The sequence below is a fragment of the Methylobacterium nodulans ORS 2060 genome, assembly GCF_000022085.1.
In the GTDB taxonomy this organism is placed as follows: domain Bacteria; phylum Pseudomonadota; class Alphaproteobacteria; order Rhizobiales; family Beijerinckiaceae; genus Methylobacterium; species Methylobacterium nodulans.
This window is the reverse complement of record NC_011894.1, coordinates 4,236,080-4,258,862: the sequence shown is the minus strand read 5'-3', so window position 1 is coordinate 4,258,862 and position 22,783 is coordinate 4,236,080. Positions and strand designations below refer to the sequence as shown.

General features: G+C 69.2%; 15 protein-coding genes. 9 read left to right on the top strand and 6 right to left on the bottom strand.

Features of this window, described 5'->3' with window-relative positions; translation table 11 throughout:
• Nucleotides 1-128: 128 nt before the first annotated feature.
• Together MNOD_RS19765 and MNOD_RS19760 are read right to left on the bottom strand one after the other, a co-directional pair.
• A complete protein-coding gene (locus MNOD_RS19765) occupies nt 129-1,487 on the bottom strand; it encodes a hybrid sensor histidine kinase/response regulator (RefSeq protein WP_015930720.1) in 1,359 nt (452 codons plus the stop codon).
• On the bottom strand, nt 1,484-2,644 hold the full coding sequence (locus tag MNOD_RS19760; protein ID WP_015930719.1) for an FIST N-terminal domain-containing protein: 1,161 nt from the start codon (nt 2,642-2,644) through the stop codon (nt 1,484-1,486). Before MNOD_RS19760 ends, MNOD_RS19765 begins: the two co-directional genes overlap by 4 nt.
• 593 nt (nt 2,645-3,237) lie before the next feature.
• Here MNOD_RS19760 and MNOD_RS19755 point away from each other — a divergent pair.
• From MNOD_RS19755 to MNOD_RS19735, 5 genes are all read left to right on the top strand, one after another.
• Nucleotides 3,238-3,900, top strand: a complete 663-nt coding sequence (locus MNOD_RS19755; RefSeq protein WP_085984947.1) for a response regulator — start codon at nt 3,238-3,240, stop codon at nt 3,898-3,900.
• 186 nt (nt 3,901-4,086) lie between these two features.
• Nucleotides 4,087-6,153, top strand: a complete 2,067-nt coding sequence (locus MNOD_RS19750; RefSeq protein ID WP_015930717.1) for a carbon starvation CstA family protein — start codon at nt 4,087-4,089, stop codon at nt 6,151-6,153.
• A gap of 7 nt (nt 6,154-6,160) precedes the next feature.
• Nucleotides 6,161-6,385, top strand: a complete 225-nt coding sequence (locus tag MNOD_RS19745; protein ID WP_015930716.1) for a YbdD/YjiX family protein — start codon at nt 6,161-6,163, stop codon at nt 6,383-6,385.
• A 441-nt stretch (nt 6,386-6,826) separates the two neighbouring features.
• A complete protein-coding gene (locus tag MNOD_RS19740) occupies nt 6,827-7,768 on the top strand; it encodes a DMT family transporter (protein ID WP_015930715.1) in 942 nt (313 codons plus the stop codon).
• Nucleotides 7,769-7,868: 100 nt separating this feature from the next.
• Nucleotides 7,869-10,178, top strand: a complete 2,310-nt coding sequence (locus MNOD_RS19735; RefSeq protein ID WP_015930714.1) for a Tex family protein — start codon at nt 7,869-7,871, stop codon at nt 10,176-10,178.
• A 56-nt stretch (nt 10,179-10,234) separates the two neighbouring features.
• Here the strand turns inward: MNOD_RS19735 and MNOD_RS19730 are convergent, their stop codons facing one another.
• On the bottom strand, nt 10,235-10,807 hold the full coding sequence (locus tag MNOD_RS19730) for a L,D-transpeptidase (protein WP_015930713.1): 573 nt from the start codon (nt 10,805-10,807) through the stop codon (nt 10,235-10,237).
• Nucleotides 10,808-11,068: 261 nt separating this feature from the next.
• Nucleotides 11,069-11,962, bottom strand: coding sequence for an alpha/beta fold hydrolase (locus MNOD_RS19725; RefSeq protein ID WP_015930712.1), 894 nt, complete (start codon nt 11,960-11,962; stop codon nt 11,069-11,071).
• Between the two features lie 682 nt (nt 11,963-12,644).
• Here MNOD_RS19725 and ssb point away from each other — a divergent pair.
• Complete coding sequence (gene ssb, locus MNOD_RS19720; RefSeq protein WP_015930711.1) at nt 12,645-13,157, top strand: single-stranded DNA-binding protein; 513 nt, start codon at nt 12,645-12,647, stop codon at nt 13,155-13,157.
• A 662-nt stretch (nt 13,158-13,819) separates the two neighbouring features.
• On the opposite strand, the gene MNOD_RS19715 is transcribed toward ssb, so the two are convergent.
• Complete coding sequence (locus tag MNOD_RS19715) at nt 13,820-15,763, bottom strand: APC family permease (RefSeq protein ID WP_015930709.1); 1,944 nt, start codon at nt 15,761-15,763, stop codon at nt 13,820-13,822.
• A 508-nt stretch (nt 15,764-16,271) separates the two neighbouring features.
• Between MNOD_RS19715 and MNOD_RS50715 the strand changes: the two genes are divergently transcribed.
• From MNOD_RS50715 to MNOD_RS19700, 3 genes are all read left to right on the top strand, one after another.
• Nucleotides 16,272-16,553, top strand: coding sequence for a hypothetical protein (locus MNOD_RS50715; RefSeq protein WP_425277481.1), 282 nt, complete (start codon nt 16,272-16,274; stop codon nt 16,551-16,553).
• Between the two features lie 313 nt (nt 16,554-16,866).
• Nucleotides 16,867-19,596, top strand: coding sequence for a DNA gyrase subunit A (gene gyrA, locus MNOD_RS19705; RefSeq protein ID WP_043749080.1), 2,730 nt, complete (start codon nt 16,867-16,869; stop codon nt 19,594-19,596).
• Between the two features lie 200 nt (nt 19,597-19,796).
• Nucleotides 19,797-20,489 (top strand): ArsR/SmtB family transcription factor, encoded by a 693-nt coding sequence (locus MNOD_RS19700; protein WP_015930707.1) that lies wholly within the window; start codon nt 19,797-19,799, stop codon nt 20,487-20,489.
• A gap of 40 nt (nt 20,490-20,529) precedes the next feature.
• Here MNOD_RS19700 and MNOD_RS19695 read toward each other — a convergent pair whose 3' ends face one another.
• On the bottom strand, nt 20,530-22,671 hold the full coding sequence (locus MNOD_RS19695) for a S9 family peptidase (RefSeq protein ID WP_015930706.1): 2,142 nt from the start codon (nt 22,669-22,671) through the stop codon (nt 20,530-20,532).
• Nucleotides 22,672-22,783 lie beyond the last annotated feature (112 nt).

The following is a 22,783-nucleotide window of genomic DNA, read 5'->3' as shown; positions in this document are numbered from 1 at the left end:
TGCGGCCCGTGCGAGCACGGGCCGCAGGGACGGCGCGATTCAGCAAATTTGGGGAGCATGCGGCGAGAAGGCAAGTCCCGCCTGCCCTCGACCTTTGCGGGGCACGCCTGCGCGGAACGCGGGGACGCTCAAGCTTTCGTCAACAGATGCGCCAGCAATGCGCGCAGCTGTCCGGGCTTGATCGGCTTGTGGACAAGCTCGCAGCCGGCGGCCCGCACATGCGCCTCGACCTCCGGCGAATGGTCCGCGGTGGTCACCACCGCCGGGATGTCGCCGCCGTGCACGGTGCGCAGCCACGTCACCGTGTCGAGGCCGCAGGCCCCGCCGTCAAGGTGATAATCCGCGATGATGACGTCCGGGCTCCAGGTCGAGCCGGTCAGGCGCATCAGGCTGAGATGGTCACGGGCCGCCAGCGCATGGGCGTCCCAGTTCTGGAACAGCCGCGCCAGGGCTTCGAGCGCGGCGCGGTCGTTCTCGATCACGGCGATGCGGGCGCCCGTCAGGCTCGTCGGCAGGGCGAGCGGCTGCACCGGCCGGGGCGCCTCCGCCCGGGCGCGCGGCAGCATCAGGGTGAAGCGGGAGCCGTGGCCGACGCGCGAGGCGAGGGTCAGCCGGTGGCCGAGCGCCTCGGCGGAGCGGCGCACGATCGAGAGGCCGAGGCCAAGCGCGATCTCGCCGTCGACGCTCTCGCGCCCGCCGCGGTGGAACTCCTCGAAGATCAGGTCCCGGTCGGCGTCCGGGATGCCCGAGCCAGAATCGATCACGTCGATCCGCACCTCCGCGCCGCGGGCCCGCGCCGCCACCAGCACGCCGCCCGCCTGTGTGTAGCGGATTCCGTTCGAGACGAGGTTCTGGAGGATCCGCTGCAGGAGCAGAAGGTCGCTCGTGACCCAGAGGTCGCCCGGCCGCACCCCGAGGCGCAGGCCCTTGCGCGCGGCGAGCGGGCCGAAGCTCGCCTCGACGCTCTCGAACACGTCGGCGAGATTGAGGCTGCGGGGCGCCGGCTGGATCAGCCCGGCATCGAGCTTCGAGATGTCGAGGAGGGTCTTGATCAGGTCCTCGATGGTCTGGAGGCCGCGCTCGACCTGGCCGACGATCGCCTGGGCTTCCGCCCCCACCGGCATGTCGCCGAGCGCCGAGAGCGAGAGGCGCGCGGCGTTGAGCGGCTGGAGCAGGTCGTGGCTCGCGGCCGTGAGGAAGCGCGTCTTCGAGCGGTTCGCCCGCTCGGCCTCCTCCTTCGCCGCGGTGAGCGCCTGGTTCGAGCGCTCCAGGCTGCGCATCAGCGCCGTCAGCTCCTCCGTCCGCGCCCGCACCTGCCCTTCGAGGGTGATGGCGGTCTGGAACAGCGAATAGGCGGTGCCGCGCTGATCCATCGAGCGCTCGACCTGAGCCATCAGGGCGCCGTTGATACGCTCCAGCTTGGCGATCCGCCGCAGCAGCGCCTCGCGCTCCTCGGCCGCCGTGACCTCCTCCGTCTCGACGCTCATGACACGGTCCGCCGGCCGATCGCAATGCCAGTTAAGGTCTGGTTCAGGTGCATGGAGCGGAACTGCTCGCCGTAGGTCTCGAAGCCCACGACGTTGTACTGGCGATAGAGGTCCGAGATGCAATGGCGGACCTGATGAAGCTCGGCGTCGAGGCGGCGCAGCACGCATTCGAAGCCGATGACGAGGTCGAGCCCGCCGAGGCGCGCGTCGAGGCGCGCGAGCTCCTCGCGCGTCGCCTCGACGATGTCCTTCTGGCGGGCGAGGGTCAGCACCACGCCTTCGTCCACCGCGCAGAAGAAGCTGAGCGAGCCGTCCGGATTGAGGTGGCGGATCGAGCGGCAGAAATAATCGCCGCCGATGCGCACCACGAGCGGATTGGCGGCGAAGTCGGTGGGCGTCAGGGCCTCGAGCGGCATGCCGAGTGCACGCGCGTATTCCAGGGCGGCCGGCTCGGCGTTCAGCTCCCGCACCGCGCGCCGCCCGTGATCGGTGTCGGTGACCACGAACTTGGTCCCGGTCGGCTCGAAATTGTGGTTCTTGAAGATCTCGACCAGGAAGTCGGTCTCGATCAGCAGCAGGATCGCGGCGCGGCGGTGAACCGCCCCGTCGTGGATCAGCGCCGTTTCGCAGAAGGTGAGTTCGTCCCCGGCCGACCCCCCGACGAGGGGTACGCCGTCGAGCCCGCCCGCGACGGCGGAGGTCACCGCCTCCTCGGCATTCGCGAGCCCGTCGATGAGCGAGATCGCGAAGCGCTGCCCTCCGGTGCCGATCGCGTCGAGGCTGGTGCGCAGCAGGCGCAGCGCTTCCGCGGCCCGCTCCACGTCGAGATCGTCGATCCTGTCCAGCAGCACGGAGGCGATCCGGAAACCCTCCCGCGGGAAGGCGACGGCGACGAGGCCCCGCGCCAACCCGCTCATCGGGCTGATCTCGCCCGACGAGGTGCAGCCCGAGACCCGGATGCCCGGGAAGTGACGGGCGACGGCCGCCGCCACACCGTCGACGCCGTAGCTCGGCGAGAAGAAGATCACGAGATGCGCGATCCGCTCGCGATCGAGTGTCGCCGCAAACGCTGCCACCGCCGCTTCCGCACCTGCTTCATCGGTCCAGGCCGTCTGAATGCCGCACTGGTGCGAGCAGGAGCGTGTGCCCTGCGCCACGGTTCCTCTCCCAGACCCACCGCCCGTCACACGGCGGGACGGTGCGCATTATGGCGGCTGCCCGGGAAAGAGGCAAATGCGGCAGGGTGCGCAGGCGCAGCCGGTGCGGCGACTGCGCCTGCGCTGGGGAGCGGGGCGGCGATCGCCCCCGCGATCGGCCGGCGCGCCCGGACAGGCGCGCCCGCCATGATGCCAGCCCCGGTCCCGCCTGCTTCGCGGTGACGTTTCCTCCGACCGCTGAAGGCCCGAACGATACGGCTGACCCTGTCTCGCCGGCCATTGGACGAAGGTGCAGGGAGACCTCATCCTCACGCCGCCCCGGCATCGTCATACCAAAGCACAGTGTCATAAGATCAGCTCGCATGATAATCCTCAATCCCGCTAATAACAGATGTAGTTGGAAAGTATTACTTCTGCGGGGCGGTTCGGCAGCGCGGCGGGGGCGGCGGAGGCTCCGCGGAGGCGGGCCGCCGGCAGCTTGATAAGGATGTTGCAGGCCGATGGTGGGATTGACCGGGACGGGCAACCATATGTCTCCTCGCGACGGGAGGACACCGGACGAAAGGCCGGCGCCCGTCGAAAAGGGGTCGGACATGCATCTGATGATCGTCGATGATCACCCGCTGTTCCGCGAGGCTCTGGCGAGTGCGGTGCGGCTCGCCTTTCCGGCGGCGGCGGTCGAAGAGGCGGATGGGATCGAGGCCGCCTGCGCGACGCTCTCGCGCCTGCGCTCGGTGGACCTGACGCTTTTGGATCTCACCATGCGCGGCGTGAACGGCTTCGACGGCCTGATCGCGATTCGCACTCGGTTCCCACGCATCCCGATCCTGGTCGTGTCGGGCCTCGACGATCCGCGCATCGTGCGCGAGGCGCTGAGCCACGGCGCATCCGGGTTCGTCCCGAAGGCCGCGGGCAAGGCGGTGCTCACCCGCGCCATCACGGATGTTCTCAACGGCTCGATCTTCGTGCCCGAAGGCGTGGGCGCCCAGGAGGGTGAGGCGCCCCGCGGCGGCAAGCCGCCGATCGCGCAGCGCATCGCCGAACTCACGCCCCAGCAGGTGCGCGTGCTGCTGATGATCCGGCAGGGCAAGCTCAACAAGCAGATCGCGCACGAACTCGGCGTCGGCGATTCCACCGTGAAGGCGCACGTGTCGGAGATCCTGCGCAAGCTCGGCGTGATCAGCCGCACCCAGATCGTGATCGAGACGGCGAACCTCGACTACGACCATATTCTCTCCGAGAGTTCGACCAACTGACGCGCCGGCGGCCTTGCGCGAAGCGGATGGGCCGGGCGGAGAGAGGATGAGCGATGTCGTCCGCGCGGGCCGTGACAGGGCTGCGGCGGCCGCGGGTGCTTATGCGAGAGTCTAAAAGCGGTTAATGTCCCGGGAAACTAAACGGCCGTCCGCTGCCGGACCGCCCCCCTCGGGAGACTCGCTCGCATGACAGCCATCCAGAAGCACGGGCCATGGGCCCTCGTCGGCGCCCTGGGTGCCGCCGCGCTCGCCATCATCGCCACGACCCGCGGCGAGACCGTCAACGCCCTCTGGATCGTCGTTGCCGCGGTGTCGATCTACCTGATCGCGTACCGCTACTATTCGCTCTACATCGCCACCCACGTGATGCGGCTCGACCCGAACCGCCCGACCCCGGCCGTGCGGCACAACGACGGGCTCGATTACGTGCCCACCGACAAATACGTGGTGTTCGGGCACCATTTCGCGGCGATCGCGGGCGCCGGCCCGCTGGTGGGCCCGGTGCTCGCCGCGCAGATGGGCTACCTGCCCGGCCTGCTCTGGATCATTGCGGGCGTGGTGCTGGCCGGCGCCGTGCAGGATTTCATGGTCCTGTTCGTGTCGATGCGCCGCGACGGGCGCTCGCTCGGCGAGCTGATCCGGACCGAACTCGGCATCGTCCCGGGCATCGTCGCGCTGTTCGGCGCCTTCCTGATCATGGTGATCATCCTGGCGGTGCTCGCCCTCATCGTCGTGAAGGCGCTGGCCGAAAGCCCCTGGGGCACCTTCACGGTGATGGCGACGATCCCGATCGCCATGCTGATGGGCGTCTATTCGCGCTGGATCCGGCCGGGCAGGATCGGCGAGGTGTCGCTCCTCGGCTTCGTGCTCCTGATGCTCGCCATCGTGTACGGCCAGACAGTCGCGAACGACCCGACGCTGTCGCGGATGTTCACCTTCACGGGCACGCAGCTCTGCTGGATGCTGATCGGCTACGGCTTCGTCGCCTCGATCCTGCCCGTGTGGCTGCTGCTCGCCCCGCGCGACTATCTGTCGACCTTCCTCAAGATCGGCACCATCGTGGGCCTCGCCCTCGGCATCCTGGTGCTCGCCCCGCACCTGCAGATGCCGGCGGTGACCAAGTTCGTCGACGGCAGCGGCCCGGTCTGGTCGGGTTCGCTGTTCCCGTTCCTGTTCATCACCATCGCGTGCGGCGCGGTCTCGGGCTTCCACAGCCTGATCGCCTCGGGCACGACCCCGAAGCTCATCGACAACGAGGTCAATGCCCGCTTCATCGGCTATGGCGGCATGCTGATGGAATCCTTCGTCGCCGTGATGGCGCTCGTCGCCGCGAGCGTCATCGATCCGGGCGTCTACTTCACCATGAACTCGCCCACTGCAATCATCGGCACCACGCCCGAGACCGCCTCGGCGGCGGTGACCCAGATGGGTTTCCCGATCGTGCCGGCGACCATCCAGCAGACCGCCGCCGATGTGGGTGAGCACACGGTGATCTCGCGGGCGGGCGGCGCCCCCACCCTCGCGGTCGGCATGGCCCACATCATCTCGAACGTCATCGGCGGCAAGGCGATGATGGCGTTCTGGTACCACTTCGCCATCCTGTTCGAGGCCCTGTTCATCCTGACGGCAGTCGATGCGGGCACCCGGGCGGGGCGGTTCATGCTGCAGGACCTGATCGGCGTCGCGGTGCCGGCCTTCAAGGACACGGCCTCCTGGGGGCCGAGCATCCTGGCGACCGCGATCTGCGTCGGGGCCTGGGGCTACTTCCTCTATCAGGGCGTCACCGACCCGCTCGGCGGCGTGAACACCCTGTGGCCGCTCTTCGGCATCTCGAACCAGATGCTCGCCGCCATCGCGCTCACCCTCTGCACGGTGGTGATCTTCAAGATGAAGCGCGAGCGCTACGCCTGGATCACCATCCTGCCGACCCTGTGGCTCGTGGCCTGCACGCTCACCGCCGGCCTGCAGAAGGTGTTTTCCGCCGATCCGCGCGTCGGCTTCCTCTCCCATGCTGACCGCTACGCTTCGGCCGTGGCCGAGGGCAAGGTGCTGGCGCCGGCGAAGTCGATCGACCAGATGCACCAGATCGTGTTCAACGACCGCATCGACGCGCTGCTCGCCTTCCTCTTCGTGGCGGTGGTCGTGGCGATCGTCGCCTTCGGGGTGAAGTCCTGCATCGCGGCCTACCGGGCCACGACCTGGACGGCGCTGGAAGCCGATACGCGCGGCGCGGTCCCGGCTCCGGCGGAGTGAGGCGGCCATGGCCCTGCAGACGGAGGCCCTGCGGCAACGCTGGGCCACCCTTACGAAATGCGTCTGCGACGGAGCCCGGCTCATGGTCGGCCAGGGCAATTACGACGCCTATGTGGCGCATATCCGCAAGACGCATCCGGACCAGGAGCCGATGACCCCGACGGAGTTCTTCCGCGACCGGCAGAACGCCCGCTTCGGGGCCGGCGGGCGCGGCGGCTTCCGATGCTGCTGACCTCCTGAATGGGAAACTGGCTCTGCGGGTGAGATGGAGCATGCGACGCCGCAGCGCTCGCTCTGTCTCGATCGAACCTGACCGGCGTGGCAGCCGCCCCGCTCCTCGTGCTGAGGTGCTGGCGATCGAAGATCGCAAGGAGCACCTCAGCATGAGAGCCGGGGTTGGCTGCCATCGGGGGCCTTGCGGCCGGTTTCATCCGTCAGGGTCGACCCGGCCGGTGGTGAACTGGTGCCGTCAGGCGCCCTGAACATGCGCGGCGCCCGGCCGTGACGGGCCGGGCCGCCGCGCGATCCTGGCCCTCGTTTGGCCACAACCCGGTAAACCCGGCCTTAATCAGGGCTGAGCCGGCAGCATGGCCGTTCCGCGGGATCGTCACGGCTCAGTCGAGGCAAGCAGTGGTAAGTTGAGCGGGTCCCGTTCTCCCGCCCCTGTCGTTCCGTGGCCACGCTCGCCCCCAGCCTTCCTGCCGTCCTCCCGTCGCGCCCCGCCCTGTCCCTGATCGGGGATCAGCCGCTGCGCGGAATCGCGCTCGTCATCCTGTCGACGGTCTTCCTGTCATCGTCCGATGCGACCGCGAAGTACCTCGCCGGGTCGCTCCCGCCGCTCGAGATTGCGTGGCTGCGCTATGCCGGCTTCGTCGTGGTGATGCTGGCCGCTTCCCTGGTCGGCGGCGCCAGGCAGCGCGGGCGCTCGCCGTTCCGCAGCGCGCGGCCGGGGCTCCAGCTGCTGCGGGGCTTCGCCCTGGTGGCCTCCGCGGTGCTCTTCCTCTGCGGGCTGCGCTACCTGCCGGTGGCGGAGGCGACGGCGATCAGCTTTGTGTCCCCGCTCTTCGTCACCGCCCTGTCGATCCCGCTTCTCGGCGAGACCATCGGCATGCGGCGCTGGATCGCCGCGCTCGTCGGCCTTTGCGGCGTGCTGATCATCCTGCGCCCGGGCACCAGCGCCTTCCAGGCCGCGGCGCTGCTTCCCGTCGCCTCGGCGCTGTTCTGGGCCCTCGCCCTGGTGGCCACCCGCAAGATCAACGGCTACGACGCGCCGCAGACCACGATGACGTGGTCGGCTCTCGTCGGCTTCGCGCTCCTCACCTGTGTGGTCCCGACCGTCTGGACGACCCCGAACCTCAAGGAGGTCGCGATCGGCGCGGCGATCGGCCTGATCTCGACCACCGGCCACTGGATCGTCACGATCGCCTACCGGCACGCCCCGGCCTCGACGCTGGTGCCGTTCTCCTACAGCCAGATCGTCTGGGCGGCGCTGATCGGCGCCTTCGCCTTCGGCTCGGTCCCGGATGCCTTCATGGGCCTGGGCGTCCTTGTGATCGCGGCGAGCGGCCTCTACACCGCCCACCGCGAGCGACTTCGGGGAGTCCGGAGGGCCTGAGGCCCTCCGGCGGGGTTTCCCAAGGGGCAGCGCCCCTTGGGGCGAAGCCCCGCGGGCGAAGCCCGACGGAGCCGTCTCGCCGGGTTCCCAAGGGCAGGACATGCTGAGCATCACCCAGCGCATCGCGGCCGAACTCGGCGCGCAGGAATGGCAGGTCAAGGCGGCGGTCGATCTGCTCGACGGCGGATCGACGGTCCCGTTCATCGCCCGCTACCGCAAGGAGGCGACCGGCACGCTCGACGATGCGCAGCTGCGCACCTTGGAGGAGCGCCTGCGCTACCTGCGCGAGCTTGACGAGCGCCGCCGGGCGATCCTCGAGAGCATCGAGGCCCAGGGCAAGCTCGATGAGGCGCTGCGCATGCAGATCCTCTCGGCCGAGACCAAGGCGCGGCTCGAAGACCTCTACCTGCCCTACAAGCCCAAGCGCCGCACGAAGGCGCAGATCGCCCGCGAGGCTGGGCTCGGCCCGCTTGCGGAGGCGCTCCTCACCGATCCGCGACGCGCGCCGCTCGACGCCGCCGCATCGTTCGTGAACGCGGAGAAGGGTGTCGGAACGCCGGAGGCCGCGCTCGAAGGGGCGCGTGCCATCCTGGTCGAGCGCTTCGCGGAGGACGCGGAGTTGATCGGGGCGCTGCGCGAATCCTTCTGGAGCCGCGGGCGCCTCGTCTCGACGCTGCGCGAGGGCAAGGCGGAGGCGGGGGCGAAGTTCTCCGACTATTTCGACTTTTCCGAGCCGCTGACCCGCCTCCCCTCGCACCGGGTGCTCGCCCTGTTCCGGGGCGAGAAGGAGGAGGTGCTGGACCTGCGCCTTGATGAGAATCCGGCGAATGCGGAGCCCGGCGCGCCCAACCTCTCCGAGGGCCGGATCGCGCTGCGGCACGGGATCCGCGACGAGGGGCGGCCGGGCGACCGCTGGCTCGCCGAGACGGTGCGCTGGGCGTGGCGGACGAAGCTCCGGTTGTCGATCGAGCTCGACCTGCGGGCGCGGCTCTGGGAAGCGGCCGAAACGGAGGCGGTGCGGGTCTTCGCCGGCAACCTGCGCGATCTGCTGCTCGCCGCGCCCGCGGGGGCACGCCCGACGCTGGGCCTCGATCCGGGCTACCGGACGGGCGTGAAGGTCGCGGTGGTGGACGCGACCGGCAAGGTCGTCGCCACGGACACGATCTATCCGCACGAGCCCCGGCGCGACTGGGACCGTTCACTCGCCACGCTGGCGCGGCTCTGCCACCTCCACAAGGTCGAGCTGGTCGCGATCGGCAACGGCACCGCCTCGCGGGAGACGGACCGTCTCGCGGCGGAACTCGCGCAGAAGCATCCGGAGCTGAAGCTCACCAAGGTCGTGGTGTCGGAGGCCGGCGCGTCGGTCTACTCGGCCTCCGCCTATGCGAGCCAGGAGCTGCCGGATCTCGACGTGTCGCTGCGCGGGGCCGTGTCGATCGCCCGGCGGCTGCAGGATCCCCTGGCGGAGTTGGTCAAGATCGAGCCGCGCTCGATCGGCGTAGGCCAGTACCAGCACGACCTCGCGGAGGGGAAGCTGTCGCGCTCCCTCGACGCGGTGGTGGAGGATTGCGTCAATGGCGTCGGCGTCGACGTCAACACCGCCTCGGCGCCGCTCCTCGCCCGGGTCTCGGGCCTCACCGAGCGCGTGGCGCAGAACATCGTCGTCCACCGCGACGCCAACGGCCCCTTCCGCAGCCGCAGCGGGCTCAAGAAGGTGGCCGGGCTCGGGCCGAAAGCCTTCGAATTGTCAGCGGGCTTCCTGCGCATCACCGGCGGCGAGGACCCGCTCGACGCGTCGGGCGTGCATCCGGAGGCGTATCCGGTGGTGCGCCGGATCCTCGCGGCGACGAAGAGCGACATCAAGGGCGTGATCGGCAACACGGCCCTGCTGCGCGGGCTGAACCCGAAGAGCTTCACGGACGACACGTTCGGGCTGCCGACCGTCACCGACATCATCGCGGAGCTGGAGAAGCCGGGCCGCGACCCGCGCCCGAGCTTCCGCACCGCGACCTTCCGGGAGGGTGTCGAGACCATCGCGGATCTCAAGCCCGGGATGCTGCTCGAAGGCGTGGTGACGAATGTCGCGGCCTTCGGGGCCTTCGTGGATGTCGGCGTCCACCAGGACGGCCTCGTCCATATCTCGGCCCTGTCGAACAGCTTCGTGAAGGACCCGCGCAATGTGGTGAAGCCCGGCGACGTGGTGAAGGTGAAGGTCCTCGACGTGGACGTGCCGCGCAAGCGCATCTCGCTGACCATGCGCCTCGATGATGCCGCCGGCGCTCGCCAGGGCCGCGAGGGTGGCCGGCGGGAGCCTGCGCCGCGCCCCTCCCGTCCGGAGCCGCGCCCCTCCGGCGATGGCGCCCTGGCGGAGGCGCTGCGGCGGGCCGGCCTCGACCGGCCCCGGCGCTGACGACACGACGCGCCGGACCGTCTCCCGGCGGGTCCGGCACCTTCACGGCGATCGGATCAGGGCAGCACCACCACCTTGGTGCCCACCTTCACCCGATCGTAGAGATCGATCACGTCCCGGTTCGTCATGCGGATGCAGCCGGAGGACACGGCGGCGCCGATGGTCTCGGGCTCGTTCGAGCCGTGGATGCGGTAGAGCGACGATCCGAGATAGAGCGCGCGGGCACCGAGCGGGTTGTCCATCCCGCCCGCCATGTAGCGCGGCAGGTCGGGGCGCCGCTTCAGCATCTGCCCGGGTGGCCGCCAGGCGGGCCATTCCTTCTTCATGGTCACGGTCTTGGTGCCCGACCAGGAGAAGCCCTGCCGTCCGACGCCGACCCCGTACTGGATCGCCTCCTGGTTCGGCAGGATGTAGTAGAGCCGCCGCTGGCTCGTCGAAATCACGACGGTGCCGGGCTTGTAGGGGCTGTTCCAGCCGATGGTCTGGCGCGGCACCGCCTGCTGGCGAAAGACGGTCAGGAAGTCGGCGAGCGGGCCGCGGTCGAGCAGGTTCGCCGCACGGCCGGGCCCGGTGCCGGCAAGCGCCATCAGGGCGGCGCCGCAGAGCGGCGCCAGAATTCGAGGCGTCATCTGTCCCCCTCACTCTGCGGGTGCGCCGGATCGCGGCGCGGAGCAGCGGGCATGGCCGAGGTGGATCCGGACGGTCAAGCCACGGTCGGCAGACGGAGGGCCAGGTGACGCTTTCGGGACACAGGCTTGAGGAGCGGTTTCATAGCAACGGCCCGGGCTGCTGACGCAGCGGGTGCTGACGCAGCGGGCCGTTGATCCATCTCGGATTTTCGCCAAGCCTTTGGCTTGGCGAAAATCCGAGAACGGAACCAACGGTCCTTTTCAATGACCGTTGGTATCGGCCGTCAGGAAGCCGACCAGCGCCCGGTTCACGGCCTCGGGCTCCTCGTGCTGAACCCAGTGGGTCGCGTCCGGGAAACGCTGCACGCGCCCGTCCGCGCAGCGCGCGAGGCTATCCTCCGCCAGGCCGGCTTCGAGGGCCGTGTCGCGTTCGCCCCACAGGACGAGCACCGGCGGCTGCACCGGGGATGGCGCCGGGCGCCGGGGCAGCCGCAGGGCGCGGTACCAGTTCAGCATGCCGGTGAGCGCCCCGGGCTCGGCCCAGGCGGCCGCGTAGCGGTCGAGGGTCGCGGCCTCGAAGGTGCCGGGGCGGCTGCTCGTGACGAGGGCACGGCGAAGGAGTGCGAAGTCGCCGGCCCGCAGCATCGTCTCGGGCAGCCAGGGCAGTTGGAAGAACCCGATGTAGCTGCTGCGCAACGCTTGGCTCGGATGGCGCCGGACATAGTCCATGAACACGTCCGGATGCGGCGCGTTCAGAATCGCCGCGCGATCGATCCGCTCGGAGTACTGAGCCGCCACCCGCCACGCGACGAGCCCGCCCCAGTCATGGCCGACCACCCGGATCCGATCCCGCCCGAACGCATCCGCGAGAGCGATCACGTCCGCGGCCAGTTCGTCGAGGTGATAGGGGCCGAGATCGGTCGGCTTTCCGGTCGCCCCGTAGCCGCGCTGGTCCGGCGCGACGACGCGCAGGCCGGCCGCGGCGAGCGGCCCGATCTGGTGCCGCCAGCCGTACCAGAACTCCGGAAAGCCGTGCAGGAGCAGGGCGAGCGGCCCGTCCTCCGGACCGGCCTCCGCCATGTGCATGACCATTCCGCGCACGCGGATCGACCGCGTCGTGGGCTCGGGCATCGTCGTCACGGTCGCATCCACCATGCATCGTCCTCCCGGGAGAGAACGGTGCAAGAGGCATGACGATCCGGACCGACTGTCGATCGCCGTGCCCGGGAGGCAGGCTCCCGCCCTGCCGTCGTGCCGACAGGCCTTCCTCACTGCGCTCTTCAGCCTTCGTCAACCGGGGACTCGTCAAGGCACGTGGCATCAATGCACCAGCCCACACCAATCACCCTACCTGACCTAAGGGCCGCTTGCCGAAGCCACGCCGCCGCGCCTATATCTCGCACTGCAACACGGCGATGGCATCGTCGAGTTGCTGCCCATCTTGGGGCGTTTCCTCCCTAGACTTTGGCCACACCGCGCGTGTGGCCTTTTTTTGTGGAGGCAGCATTGCTGTCGATGACGACGCAGCGGTGTTCTGGGCGGAGCCGGCCCGATCGCCAGACCTGCCGTCGTCGCGATCGGCGGCTGGCCGCACGGCAGTCGACGTGGTCCGGATCGGAAGCGCCCAGGCGCGGAGCACGCTTCATCTTGCTCTTTTGTGCGAACAAAGATAGAACGATCTCGATCCTGCCGGCTGTGTGTTCCGGGCACAGGCTGCCCGTCGACCTTGCCGGTGCGGATCCGTTCGGCCCACCTTCGGGCGCGACCCATGGACGGTCCGCAAGCCTGGGCCGGGCGCGGCAGCCCGAGAGAGATGAACGGCGTTGAGGAGAGTGTGATGGCGGGCAGCGTGAACAAGGTGATCCTGGTGGGCAATCTCGGGCGCGACCCCGAAACCCGCCGCCTCACCTCCGGCGACCCGGTGGTCAACCTGAGGCTCGCGACTTCGGAATCCTGGAAGGACAAGGCCACCGGCGAGCGCAAGGAGAAGACCGAGTGGCACTCGGTCGTGATCTACAACGAGAACCTCGCCCGCGTGGCCGAGCAGTACCTGCGCAAAGGCTCGAAGGTTTACGTCGAGGGCCAGCTCCAGACCCGCAAGTGGCAGGACCAGTCGGGCGTCGAGAAGTACACGACCGAGGTGGTGCTGCAGCGCTTCCGCGGCGAGTTGACGATCCTCGACGGGCGCGGCGGCGGCGAGACGGGCGCCATGGACGAGATGGGCGGCGGCCAGATCAGCCGCGGTGGCGATTTCGGCGGCGACCGCTCGTCCGGCGGTGAGCGCCGTCCGGCTCCGGCGGGGGGTAGCCAGAAGCGCTACGACGACCTCGACGACGATATCCCCTTCTAGAGCGCTCCCCGCCGAAGTGGAGGCCGGTTCGGCGCAAGGGAGCGCGAACCATTAAAAACTTGGGAGCCGTGGCCGTTTCAGCCGAAACGGCCACGGCTCTAGTGTTTTGTCCTAGATCAAGTGCTGGGGAGAGGCTGCGCGGCTTGTCGCGAGCTTGGCAGGTCATGAAGTGCCAGTTCACCTTGGCGGCGTTGCGCCGCTCTTCCCAGAAGGCGACCTGACGACTGAGCGTCTCGGCCTGGGCGATGCGCCGGGCGAGGCACAGCAGCCTCCGGTGCGCTCAACTCGATCTCGGCCATGGTGAGCCACCAGCCATGCTGGGGCGTGTGGTGCGTTGCGGACATGGACTTGGTCCGTGCGCGCCTCCGATCCCGGGCGCACCCGCAGCGGCGGGCAGGTCGCGCCGATCCGGTGCTTGAAAGTCTCGTCCAGGCACACCACCGGCCGGCGCGCATCATAGGGCCGGCAATACACTTCCAGCCCCTCCTCCATGTGGAAGACGAACTCCGCCGAGTGCTGGGGCGGAATGCACCACATCCGCCTCAGATGCGGTTTGAGCGCGGCTTTTTGAGTGCCTGACGCACCGGCCCGTGCGACACGGCCGCCGCATACTGGAGTTCCACCATGGGGCGACAGGTGGCGTCCATCGAGGCGGGGCTTCCTCAGGCGGCCACTCGCGGTCGAGCCGGCGCCTCCATCTCGTCCAGGTACCAGGGCACGTTGACCACCGTCAGACGGGGCCCGCCGTGCTTCAGAAGCCGGGAGCGGAGCCGGCGCGCCCGGTGCGTATGCATGATGGTCTGGTACCAGCGCTGCTGCACCAGTTCCGGGATCAGGACGGCGATGCGCCGGCCCCCGAACCGGGCTTGGAGCTCCCGCGCAAGCTCAAGGATCGGCTCGTAAATGGTGCGGCGCCCCGCCCGCAGGATCACGAGCCGCGGCGGTGCCAACCCGGCCCGGCGCGCCGGCTCCTCGACATCCTTCTTCCATTGCGCCCGCAAGATGCGGTGGCGCTCCTCCTCGTCAGGGCCCTCGAGCTGGATCAGATGAACGCCGACGACGTCAGGCGAGAGGCTCATGGCGAAGGCGAGCGCCCTGTCGCCGACCTTGTTCCAGTCCTCAAGCGCGACAAGCACGACGGGCGGTTCGGTCTCCCGGAGGTCGAGCGGGCCCGGTTCGCGCACACGGGCGGCGACTTCGTCGTAGTAGCTCCGGACCGCCTTCAGGAGCACGATAACCAGCGGCATGACCACGACCGTGATCCATGCGCCCTCCAGGAACTTGGCGGACAGGATCACGATGAGGGCCACCCCGGTCGTCGTGGCGCCGACCGCATTGATGGCGAGATGAACCTTGTGAGCCCAGCGTTCGCGGGCGGATGTGGCATGACGGATGGCGCGGAGCCAGTGCGCCACCATGCCGGTCTGCGACATGGTGAAGGTCATGAAGGCGCCAATGGCAAACAGCGGGATCAGGTGATCGGTGATCCCGCCGAACACCGTGAGGAGGATCCCGGCCGTAGCGGCCAGATAGAGGATGCCGACCGAGAACACGAGGCGCCGCCCGACGACCGCGAAGGGCTTCGGCAAGAATCCGTCCTGTGCGACGGCCCGGCAGAGACGTGGGAAATCGACGAAGCTCGTGTTCGCCGACAGGGCCAGGACGCAGAGCAGGGAGCCCATGGCCACGTAGTAGAAGACGCCTTCGCCGATGACCGCGCTCGCGAGCTGGGAGAGGACGCTGCGGTAGCCTCCTTGGGTTTGATCCATGGCACCGACGCGATAGGCGGTGGCGAGATAGGCGATGCCCGCGAGGAGGCTGCCCAGGATGACCACGATGGCGGTCAGCGTCCGGTGTCCGTGTTTGACCGGCGGTTCGCGGAAGGCGCTCATCCCATTGCTGACGGCCTCCACGCCAGTCATGGCCGTGCAGCCGCCGGCGAAGGCGCGCAGCAGCAGCCACACGCTCACGGCCTCCGCCGCCTCGGGGAGATGGGGCGGGGGCACGACAGGGTGCGGGCTGCCTCCCGACGTCACGGTGTTGTAGATCCCGATGCCCAGGATGGCCGCGAAGCTCGCCACGAAGGTGTAGGTCGGGAGGGCGAACAGGCGGCCGGCATCGAGCGTGCCGCGCAGGTTGACGATCGTGACCAGGAGGAGGATGCCGAGGCACAGCGGCAGGATATAGGGATGCAGCGCTGGGACAGCCGACACCAGCGCCGCCACCCCTGCCGAGATGCCGACGGCGACGTTGAGGACGTAGTCGATCATCAGCGCCGCGGCCGCGAGCAGGCTGGCGTTCGTGCCGAGATTTTCCTTGGCGACGACGTAGGCTCCGCCGTTGGTGGGGTAGGCCCGGATCGTCTGCCAGTACGAAACGAACAGGACAACGAGGAGCGCCACGATCGGCGCCGTGACCCAGCCGATAGAGGCGAGGCTTGCCGCGCCGAGCGGCCTCAGGACGGTGAGGGCCGCCTCGGGCCCGTAAGCGGACGAGCCGAGGCCGTCGAGGCCCATGGCTGGCAGGCCCTCGAAGGCGCCAATCTTCCGCTCGCCATACTCGCGATTCGCCAGTCGACGGCCCAGGATGAGGCCAACAATGCTCAAGCCATGTCTCCCGGCTCACCCGGGGGCCGGGCAGGAGACCAACAATGGCTGGCGCCGCGACGTTCCGCGCTCAGGCTCGTGTTCTCCGCAGAGACAGTGATGTACGACCGGATGCGCGAGCGAGGATCGCTCCGACAATCGGGAAACAGGTCAAGCCGCAAGCAGCCTTGCCCACCGGCATGACGCGTGGCTCCCCCGTGACCCGCGCCACGCCCATGGACCGGGCAGGCATCCCGGACACCTGACTTGAAGCCAACCAGGTGAACTCTACCCCGCCAGCCTGAGGAATTGCGCAAGCCCGTGCCGCTCCCGCCAGAGAGGCCACAGCCTCCGGCAGATCTTTGCCGCCGCCCCATCCTCCCCAGGTGAAACGTAGCGGCTCCTCGCGCGACCAGCGCTCGCTACCGCGGCTGCGTTACCCAGGCGATTCGAATGCCCCGGCGGCCGAGACCGTGAACTGTCGCTGCACCCTTGAAACCCGGGCCGACTTTCTGGCGGGCATGCGCTGATGCGGTCAGCCGACCAGATCGTCCAAGGTGAGGTTGAGCGCCTGGGCCAGCTTGCGCAACGTGTCGATCGTGCCTTCCCGGCGGCCCGTCTCGATCTGCGACAGGAAGGGCTGCGCAATCCCCGCCTTCTCGGCAAGCGCCTTGGCGGTCAGCCCGCGGTACTCGCGCCAGACCCGGATTCGGTTCGCGCCGCTGAGCAGGCGCTCGACGATCTCGGCGGGAATGAGCTCTTCCTCGGCTGTTCAACACGACTGACGAGGTCGACCAGTTGGCCGATCTGATCCGGCGCCGCCACCAAGCGTCGTCCCACATCGCCAAGGCGGCCGCCACCGTCGACTGACATCCAATGCGGGGCAGCCCATGAGGACCGCCCCGCCTGATCGTCCGATTGTGCGGTCAGGCTTGCCAGGGGTGTGCAGCCCCGGCGGCCGAAGACGGATCCGGGCAGGCAGGCCCGGCTTGCGGAGCGCCCTCGCACACACCATCTAAAACCTTGAATTCTCATAGTTTCCGGCAGCCGTCACGCGGGTGGCGGCTGGGCCGGAAATCGGCTATTTGCAGGGCGGCCCTGTCGGCCCCCGCGAGAGTGTGACCTTGGCAGAGAAGAACGACGAGACCGGCGCGCCTCCGCCCGCCAGCGACATCAAGCCCGTTTCCATCACCGACGAGATGCGCCGCTCCTACCTCGATTACGCCATGAGCGTGATCGTGAGCCGGGCGCTGCCGGATGCGCGCGACGGGCTCAAGCCCGTGCATCGCCGCATCCTCTACTCGATGTATGAGAACGGCTACCTGCCGGACCGCAAATACGTCAAGTCGGCGCGCATCGTCGGCGACGTGATGGGTCAGTATCACCCGCATGGCGACCAGTCGATCTACGACGCGCTAGTGCGCATGGCGCAGGATTTCGCCATGCGGATCATGCTGGTGGACGGCCAGGGCAATTTCGGCTCGATCGACGGCGATCCGCCGGCGGCGATGCGCTACACGGAATCGCGCCTCGCCAAGCCGGCCATGGCGCTCTTGGAGGACATCGACAAGAACACCGTCGACTTCAACCCGAACTACGACGAGTCGAAGGACGAGCCGGCGGTCCTGCCCGCCCGCTTCCCCAACCTCCTCGTCAACGGGGCCGGCGGCATCGCGGTGGGCATGGCGACGAACATCCCGCCGCACAATCTCGGCGAGGTGATCGACGGCTGCGTCGCCCTGATCGACGACCCATCCCTCACCATCGAGGCGCTCAACGAGATCATCCCGGGGCCCGATTTCCCGACAGGCGGCCTGATCCTCGGGCGCGCCGGCACCCGCGCGGCCTACATGACCGGGCGCGGCTCGGTGGTGATGCGCGCCAAGTCGCATGTGGAGGAGATCCGCAAGGAGCGCGAGGCGCTGGTCTTCACCGAGATCCCCTATCAGGTGAACAAGGCCTCGCTCGTGGAAAAAATCGCCGACCTCGTGCGCGAGAAGCGCATCGAGGGCGTGGCGGACCTGCGCGACGAATCCGACCGCGACGGCATGCGCATCGTCGTCGAGCTGAAGCGCGACGCGATGGCGGATGTCGTCCTCAACCAGCTCTACCGGTATACGCCGCTGCAGACCTCCTTCGGCTGCAATATGGTGGCGCTGAATGGCGGCCGGCCGGAGCTCCTCAACCTCAAGGACCTGATCCAGGCCTTCATCGATTTTCGCGAAGAGGTCGTCTCCCGGCGCACCAAGTTCCTGCTGCGCAAGGCGCGCGAGCGCGCCCACGTCCTGTGCGGGCTTGCCATCGCGGTGGCCAATATCGACGAGGTGATCCGCCTGATCCGCACCTCGCCGGATCCGAACAGCGCCCGCGAGGCCCTGATGAGCCGCGACTGGCCGGCCGCCGACATCGCGCCGCTCATCGCGCTCGTGGACGATCCGCGCCATCGCGTCGCCGATGACGGGACCTACCGCCTGTCCGAGGCGCAGGCCCGCGCGATCCTCGACCTGCGCCTCCAGCGCCTGACGGCCCTGGGCCGGGACGAGGTCGGGGACGAGCTGAAGCAACTCGCCGACGAGATCGCCGATTATCTCGACATCCTGCGCTCCCGCGCCCGCATCCTCGGCATCGTCAAGGCCGAGCTTGCCGAGGTTCGCGCCGAATACGCGACGCCGCGCAAGACCGAGATCCAGGACTGGGACTCGAACGTCGAGGACGAGGACCTGATCCAGCGCGAGGACATGGTCGTGACCGTGTCCCATGCGGGCTACATCAAGCGCGTACCGCTCTCGACCTACCGGGCGCAGCGCCGCGGCGGCAAGGGCCGCTCCGGCATGACGACGCGCGACGAGGATTTCGTCACCCGCCTGTTCGTGGCGAACACGCACACGCCGGTGCTGTTCTTCTCCTCGCAGGGGCAGGCCTACAAGGAGAAGGTCTGGCGGCTGCCGCTCGCCGCGCCCAATGCCCGCGGCAAGGCCCTGGTGAACATCCTGCCCCTCGACCAAGCGGGAGAGCGGATCACCACGATCATGCCGCTGCCGGAGGACGAGGCGTCCTGGGAGACCCTCGACGTGATGTTCGCGACCGCGAGCGGCAACGTGCGGCGCAACAAGCTCTCCGACTTCGTGCAGGTGAACCGCAACGGCAAGATCGCCATGAAGCTCGACGAGGGCGACCACATCGTCCATGTCGAGATCTGCACCGAGGCCGACGACGTCCTGCTCACCACGGCGGCGGGCCAGTGCATCCGCTTCCCGGTCACCGACGTGCGGGTGTTCAAGGGCCGCGACTCGACGGGCGTGCGGGGCATCAATCTCGGTAAGGACGACCGGGTCATCTCGATGACGATCCTGCGCCACTTCGAGGCGACGCCCGAGGAGCGGCAGGCCTATCTCCGGCGGGCCAATGCGGACCGGCGCGCCACCGGCGAGGCGGTCGATCTGCCGACGGCGCCCGAGGCGGATGGCGAGGAGACCACGGCCTCGATCGATCTCGGCCAGGAGCGCTACATCGACATGGGAGCGGCCGAGCAGTTCGTGCTCACCCTCTCGGAGCGCGGCTTCGGCAAGCGCACCTCGTCCTTCGAGTACCGGATCTCCGGACGCGGCGGGAAGGGCATCAAGGCCATGGAGGTCAATGCCCGCAACGGCCACCTCGTGGCCTCGTTCCCGGTGGAGCCGAGCGACCAGATCATGCTGGTCACCAATGGCGGGCAGCTCATCCGCGTGCCCGTCGACGACATCCGCATCGTCGGCCGCGCCTCGCAGGGCGTGACGGTGTTCAACACCGCCAAGGACGAGCGCGTCGTCTCGGTCGAGCATATCGAGGGCGAGGAGGAGGGTGAGGGCAACTAGGCTCCCGATCCCGGGTCTCGCCGGAGGCCTCACGCCTCCCGGTTGATTCCTTCCGAGACGAGACAAGCGCGGGGAACCCCTCTCCCGCACGGGAGAGGGGTTCCCCGCGCCGCCCGCGCCCTCTCGTCTCCGAACGGTACGGCGGCGGCCGAAGCGTCGCCGCCGCGGCCGTGCTACCTCCGGCGCCGGAGGGTTGCGCCATGGTGACGACGGCTTCGATCGCGGAAATCGGTGCGATGATCGGCGATCCCGCCCGGGTCGCCATGTTGCAGGCGCTCATGGGCGGGCGAGCCCTGTCAGCGGGCGAACTCGCGGCAGTGGCCGGCATCGCGCCACAGACCGCCAGCGGCCACCTCGCGCAGCTCACCGCGTCCGGCCTCCTCGCGGTCACGCGCCAGGGCCGGCATCGGTATCACCGCCTCGCCGCGCCCGCGGTGGCGCGCCTGCTGGAGAGCTTGATGCAGGTCGCAGGCACTGCCGCCGCGACGCCCCGGACCGGACCGCGGGACGAGCGGCTGAGGCTCGCCCGAACCTGCTACGACCACATCGCCGGCCGGCTCGGCGTCGCGCTCGCGGATGCGCTCGCGGCGGCAGGCTGGATCGAGCTCGGGGATGAGGCCGGCCTCGTGACGCCCGAAGGGCTGTCGCGGCTGACCGCGCTCGGCCTCGACCTGTCCGTGCCGCCGCATCGTGGCCGCGCCGTTCCGCTCTGCCGGCCCTGCCTCGACTGGAGCGAGCGCCGCCCCCATCTCGCGGGACGGCTCGGCGCCGCGCTCTGCACGCACGGGCTCGCGCAGGGATGGATCCGGCGGCAGGCGGGATCACGGGCCCTGGCCGTCACGCCCGAGGGACGGCGCGCCTATCGCGAGGTCTTCCGGGTCGAGCTGGCGTGAGGCCGGCGCCCCTCGGCGATGCGCCTCGAAGAACCGGGGCTCAGCTCCCCTCCCCCGCCTTGCCCACCACGGCGAGCGCGAAGGCATAGATCAGCGCCACCTCCTCCAGCCGGTCGAAGCGGCCGGCGGCGCCGCCATGGCCGGCCTCCATGTTGATGCGCAGCAGCACCGGGCCGCCCCCCGTCATGGTGGCGCGCAGGCGAGCCACCCATTTGGCGGGCTCCCAGTAGGTGACGCGCGGGTCGGTGAGCCCGCCGAGCGCCAGGATCGCCGGATAGGCCGTCGCCCGAAGGTTGTCGTAGGGCGAGTAGGACAGGATGGTCTCGAACGCCTTCGGGTCCGCGCCGGGATTGCCCCATTCGGGCCATTCCGGCGGGGTGAGCGGCAAGCTGCCGTCCAGCATGGTGTTGAGCACGTCGACGAAAGGTACATCGGCGACGATGCCGGCAAAAAGCTCCGGCGCGAGGTTGGCGACCGCCCCCATCAGCATGCCGCCCGCGCTGCCGCCATGGGCGACGATGCGGCCCGCCGACGTGTAGCCCGCCGCGATCAGGGCGCGCGCGCAGGCGACGAAATCGGAAAAGGTGTTCGGCTTCTTCTCGCGCTTGCCGTCGAGGTACCAGCGCCAGCCCTTCTCGGTCCCACCCCGGACATGCGCGATGGCATAGACGAAGCCGCGATCGACGAGCGAGAGCGGGTTGGTGCGGAAGCTCGCCGACATCAGCGAGCCATAGGAGCCGTAGCCGTAGAGAAGGAGCGGCGCCGTGCCGTCGAGCGGACAGTCGCGGCGGTGGAAGAGCGAAATCGGCACGCTCTCGCCGTCCGGCGCGGTCGCGAACAGCCGCCGCGTGACGTAGGCGGCCGGATCGTGGCCGCTCGGCACGTCCTGGCGCTTGCGCAGGAGGCGGGTGCGGGTGGTGACGTCGTAGTCGTAGGTCTCGGCCGGCGTCGTCAGGGACGAGTAGACGAAGCGGATCACGGTCGTGTCGAAGGCAAGACCTGGCAGGAGACCGAGGGAATAGGCCTCCTCCGCGAAGGCGACGCTGTGCTCCTCGTCCGTCGCGGCCTCGCGCACGATCAGGCGCGGCCGCGCATTCTCCAATTCCAGCCGCACGAGGTGCTGCGCCAGCACGTGCTGGAAGCGGATCATCACGCCCTGCCGATGCGGGACGAGGTCGCGCCAATTTGCCCGGCCGGGTTCGGCGAGCGGGGCGACCGCGATCTTGAAGTCCTCCGCCCCGTCCGCATTGGTGAGGATGAAGAGTTCGTCGCCGCGATGCTCGACGGAGTAGATCAGCTTGCTCGTGCGCGGCTCCACCGTCCGGTAGGCGGTGCCCGGGCGGGCCCGGTCGACGAGGTGGACCTCCGCGGTCTCGTGGTCGCTCGCCGTGATGGTCAGGAAGGCGCCGGACTGGGTCTGGTCGATATGGACGAAGAAGCCGGAATCCGGCTCCTCATAGACCATCTCGTCCTCGCTCTGCAGCGTGCCGAGCCGGTGCAGCTTCACCCTGGCCGGCCGGTGATTCTCGTCGACGGCGACGTACCAGAAGGCGGTGGCGTCGGCGGCCCAGACCGCCTCGCCGGTGGTGGCGATGACCGCGTCCTCGCGGTCCCGGCGGGTGGCGAGGTCGCGGACCCGGATGGTGTAGAGTTCCGACCCCTTGGTGTCCGAGCTCCAGGCGACGAGGGCATGGTCGTCCGAATGGGCCGCGTCCGCGAGGTCGAAGAAGGCATGACCCTCGCCCTCGCGATCACCGTCGATCAGGATCTCCTCGCCCTCACCGGCGAGCCGGTCGACCGGCAGTTCCGCGATGCCCGCGGAGGGACGGCGGCAGACGAGCGGATGCTGCCCGCCCTCCCGATGGCGCGTGTAGTAGGCGAAGGGCCCATCCACATCGGGCACGCTGCCGTCATCCTCGCGGATGCGCGCCCGCATCTCGGCGACGAGCGCCTTGCGCAAGGGGCCGGTGCCGGCGAGCGCCGTTTCCGCATAGGCGTTCTCGGCCTCCAGATACCGGCGGATCTCGTCCGGCAGCGCCGCCGGATCCTTGAGGACCTCGCGCCAGTTCTCGGCCTTCAGCCACGCATAGGGATCGCTGACGGTGCGGCCATGAACCGTGACGGCATGCAGCCGCACGGGCGCCGTCGGAGGCGGAAGGGTGGGTCGAAGGAACGAGGTCATGCGGGCCACCGGGTCGATCGCGAATGCCTGCCATGTGCCGCCATAGGCGGCATGCGGCAAGGTATGAACGCTGCCGCAGGCGGCAGGGAGCCGGGTGACGGTGTGACCGCGG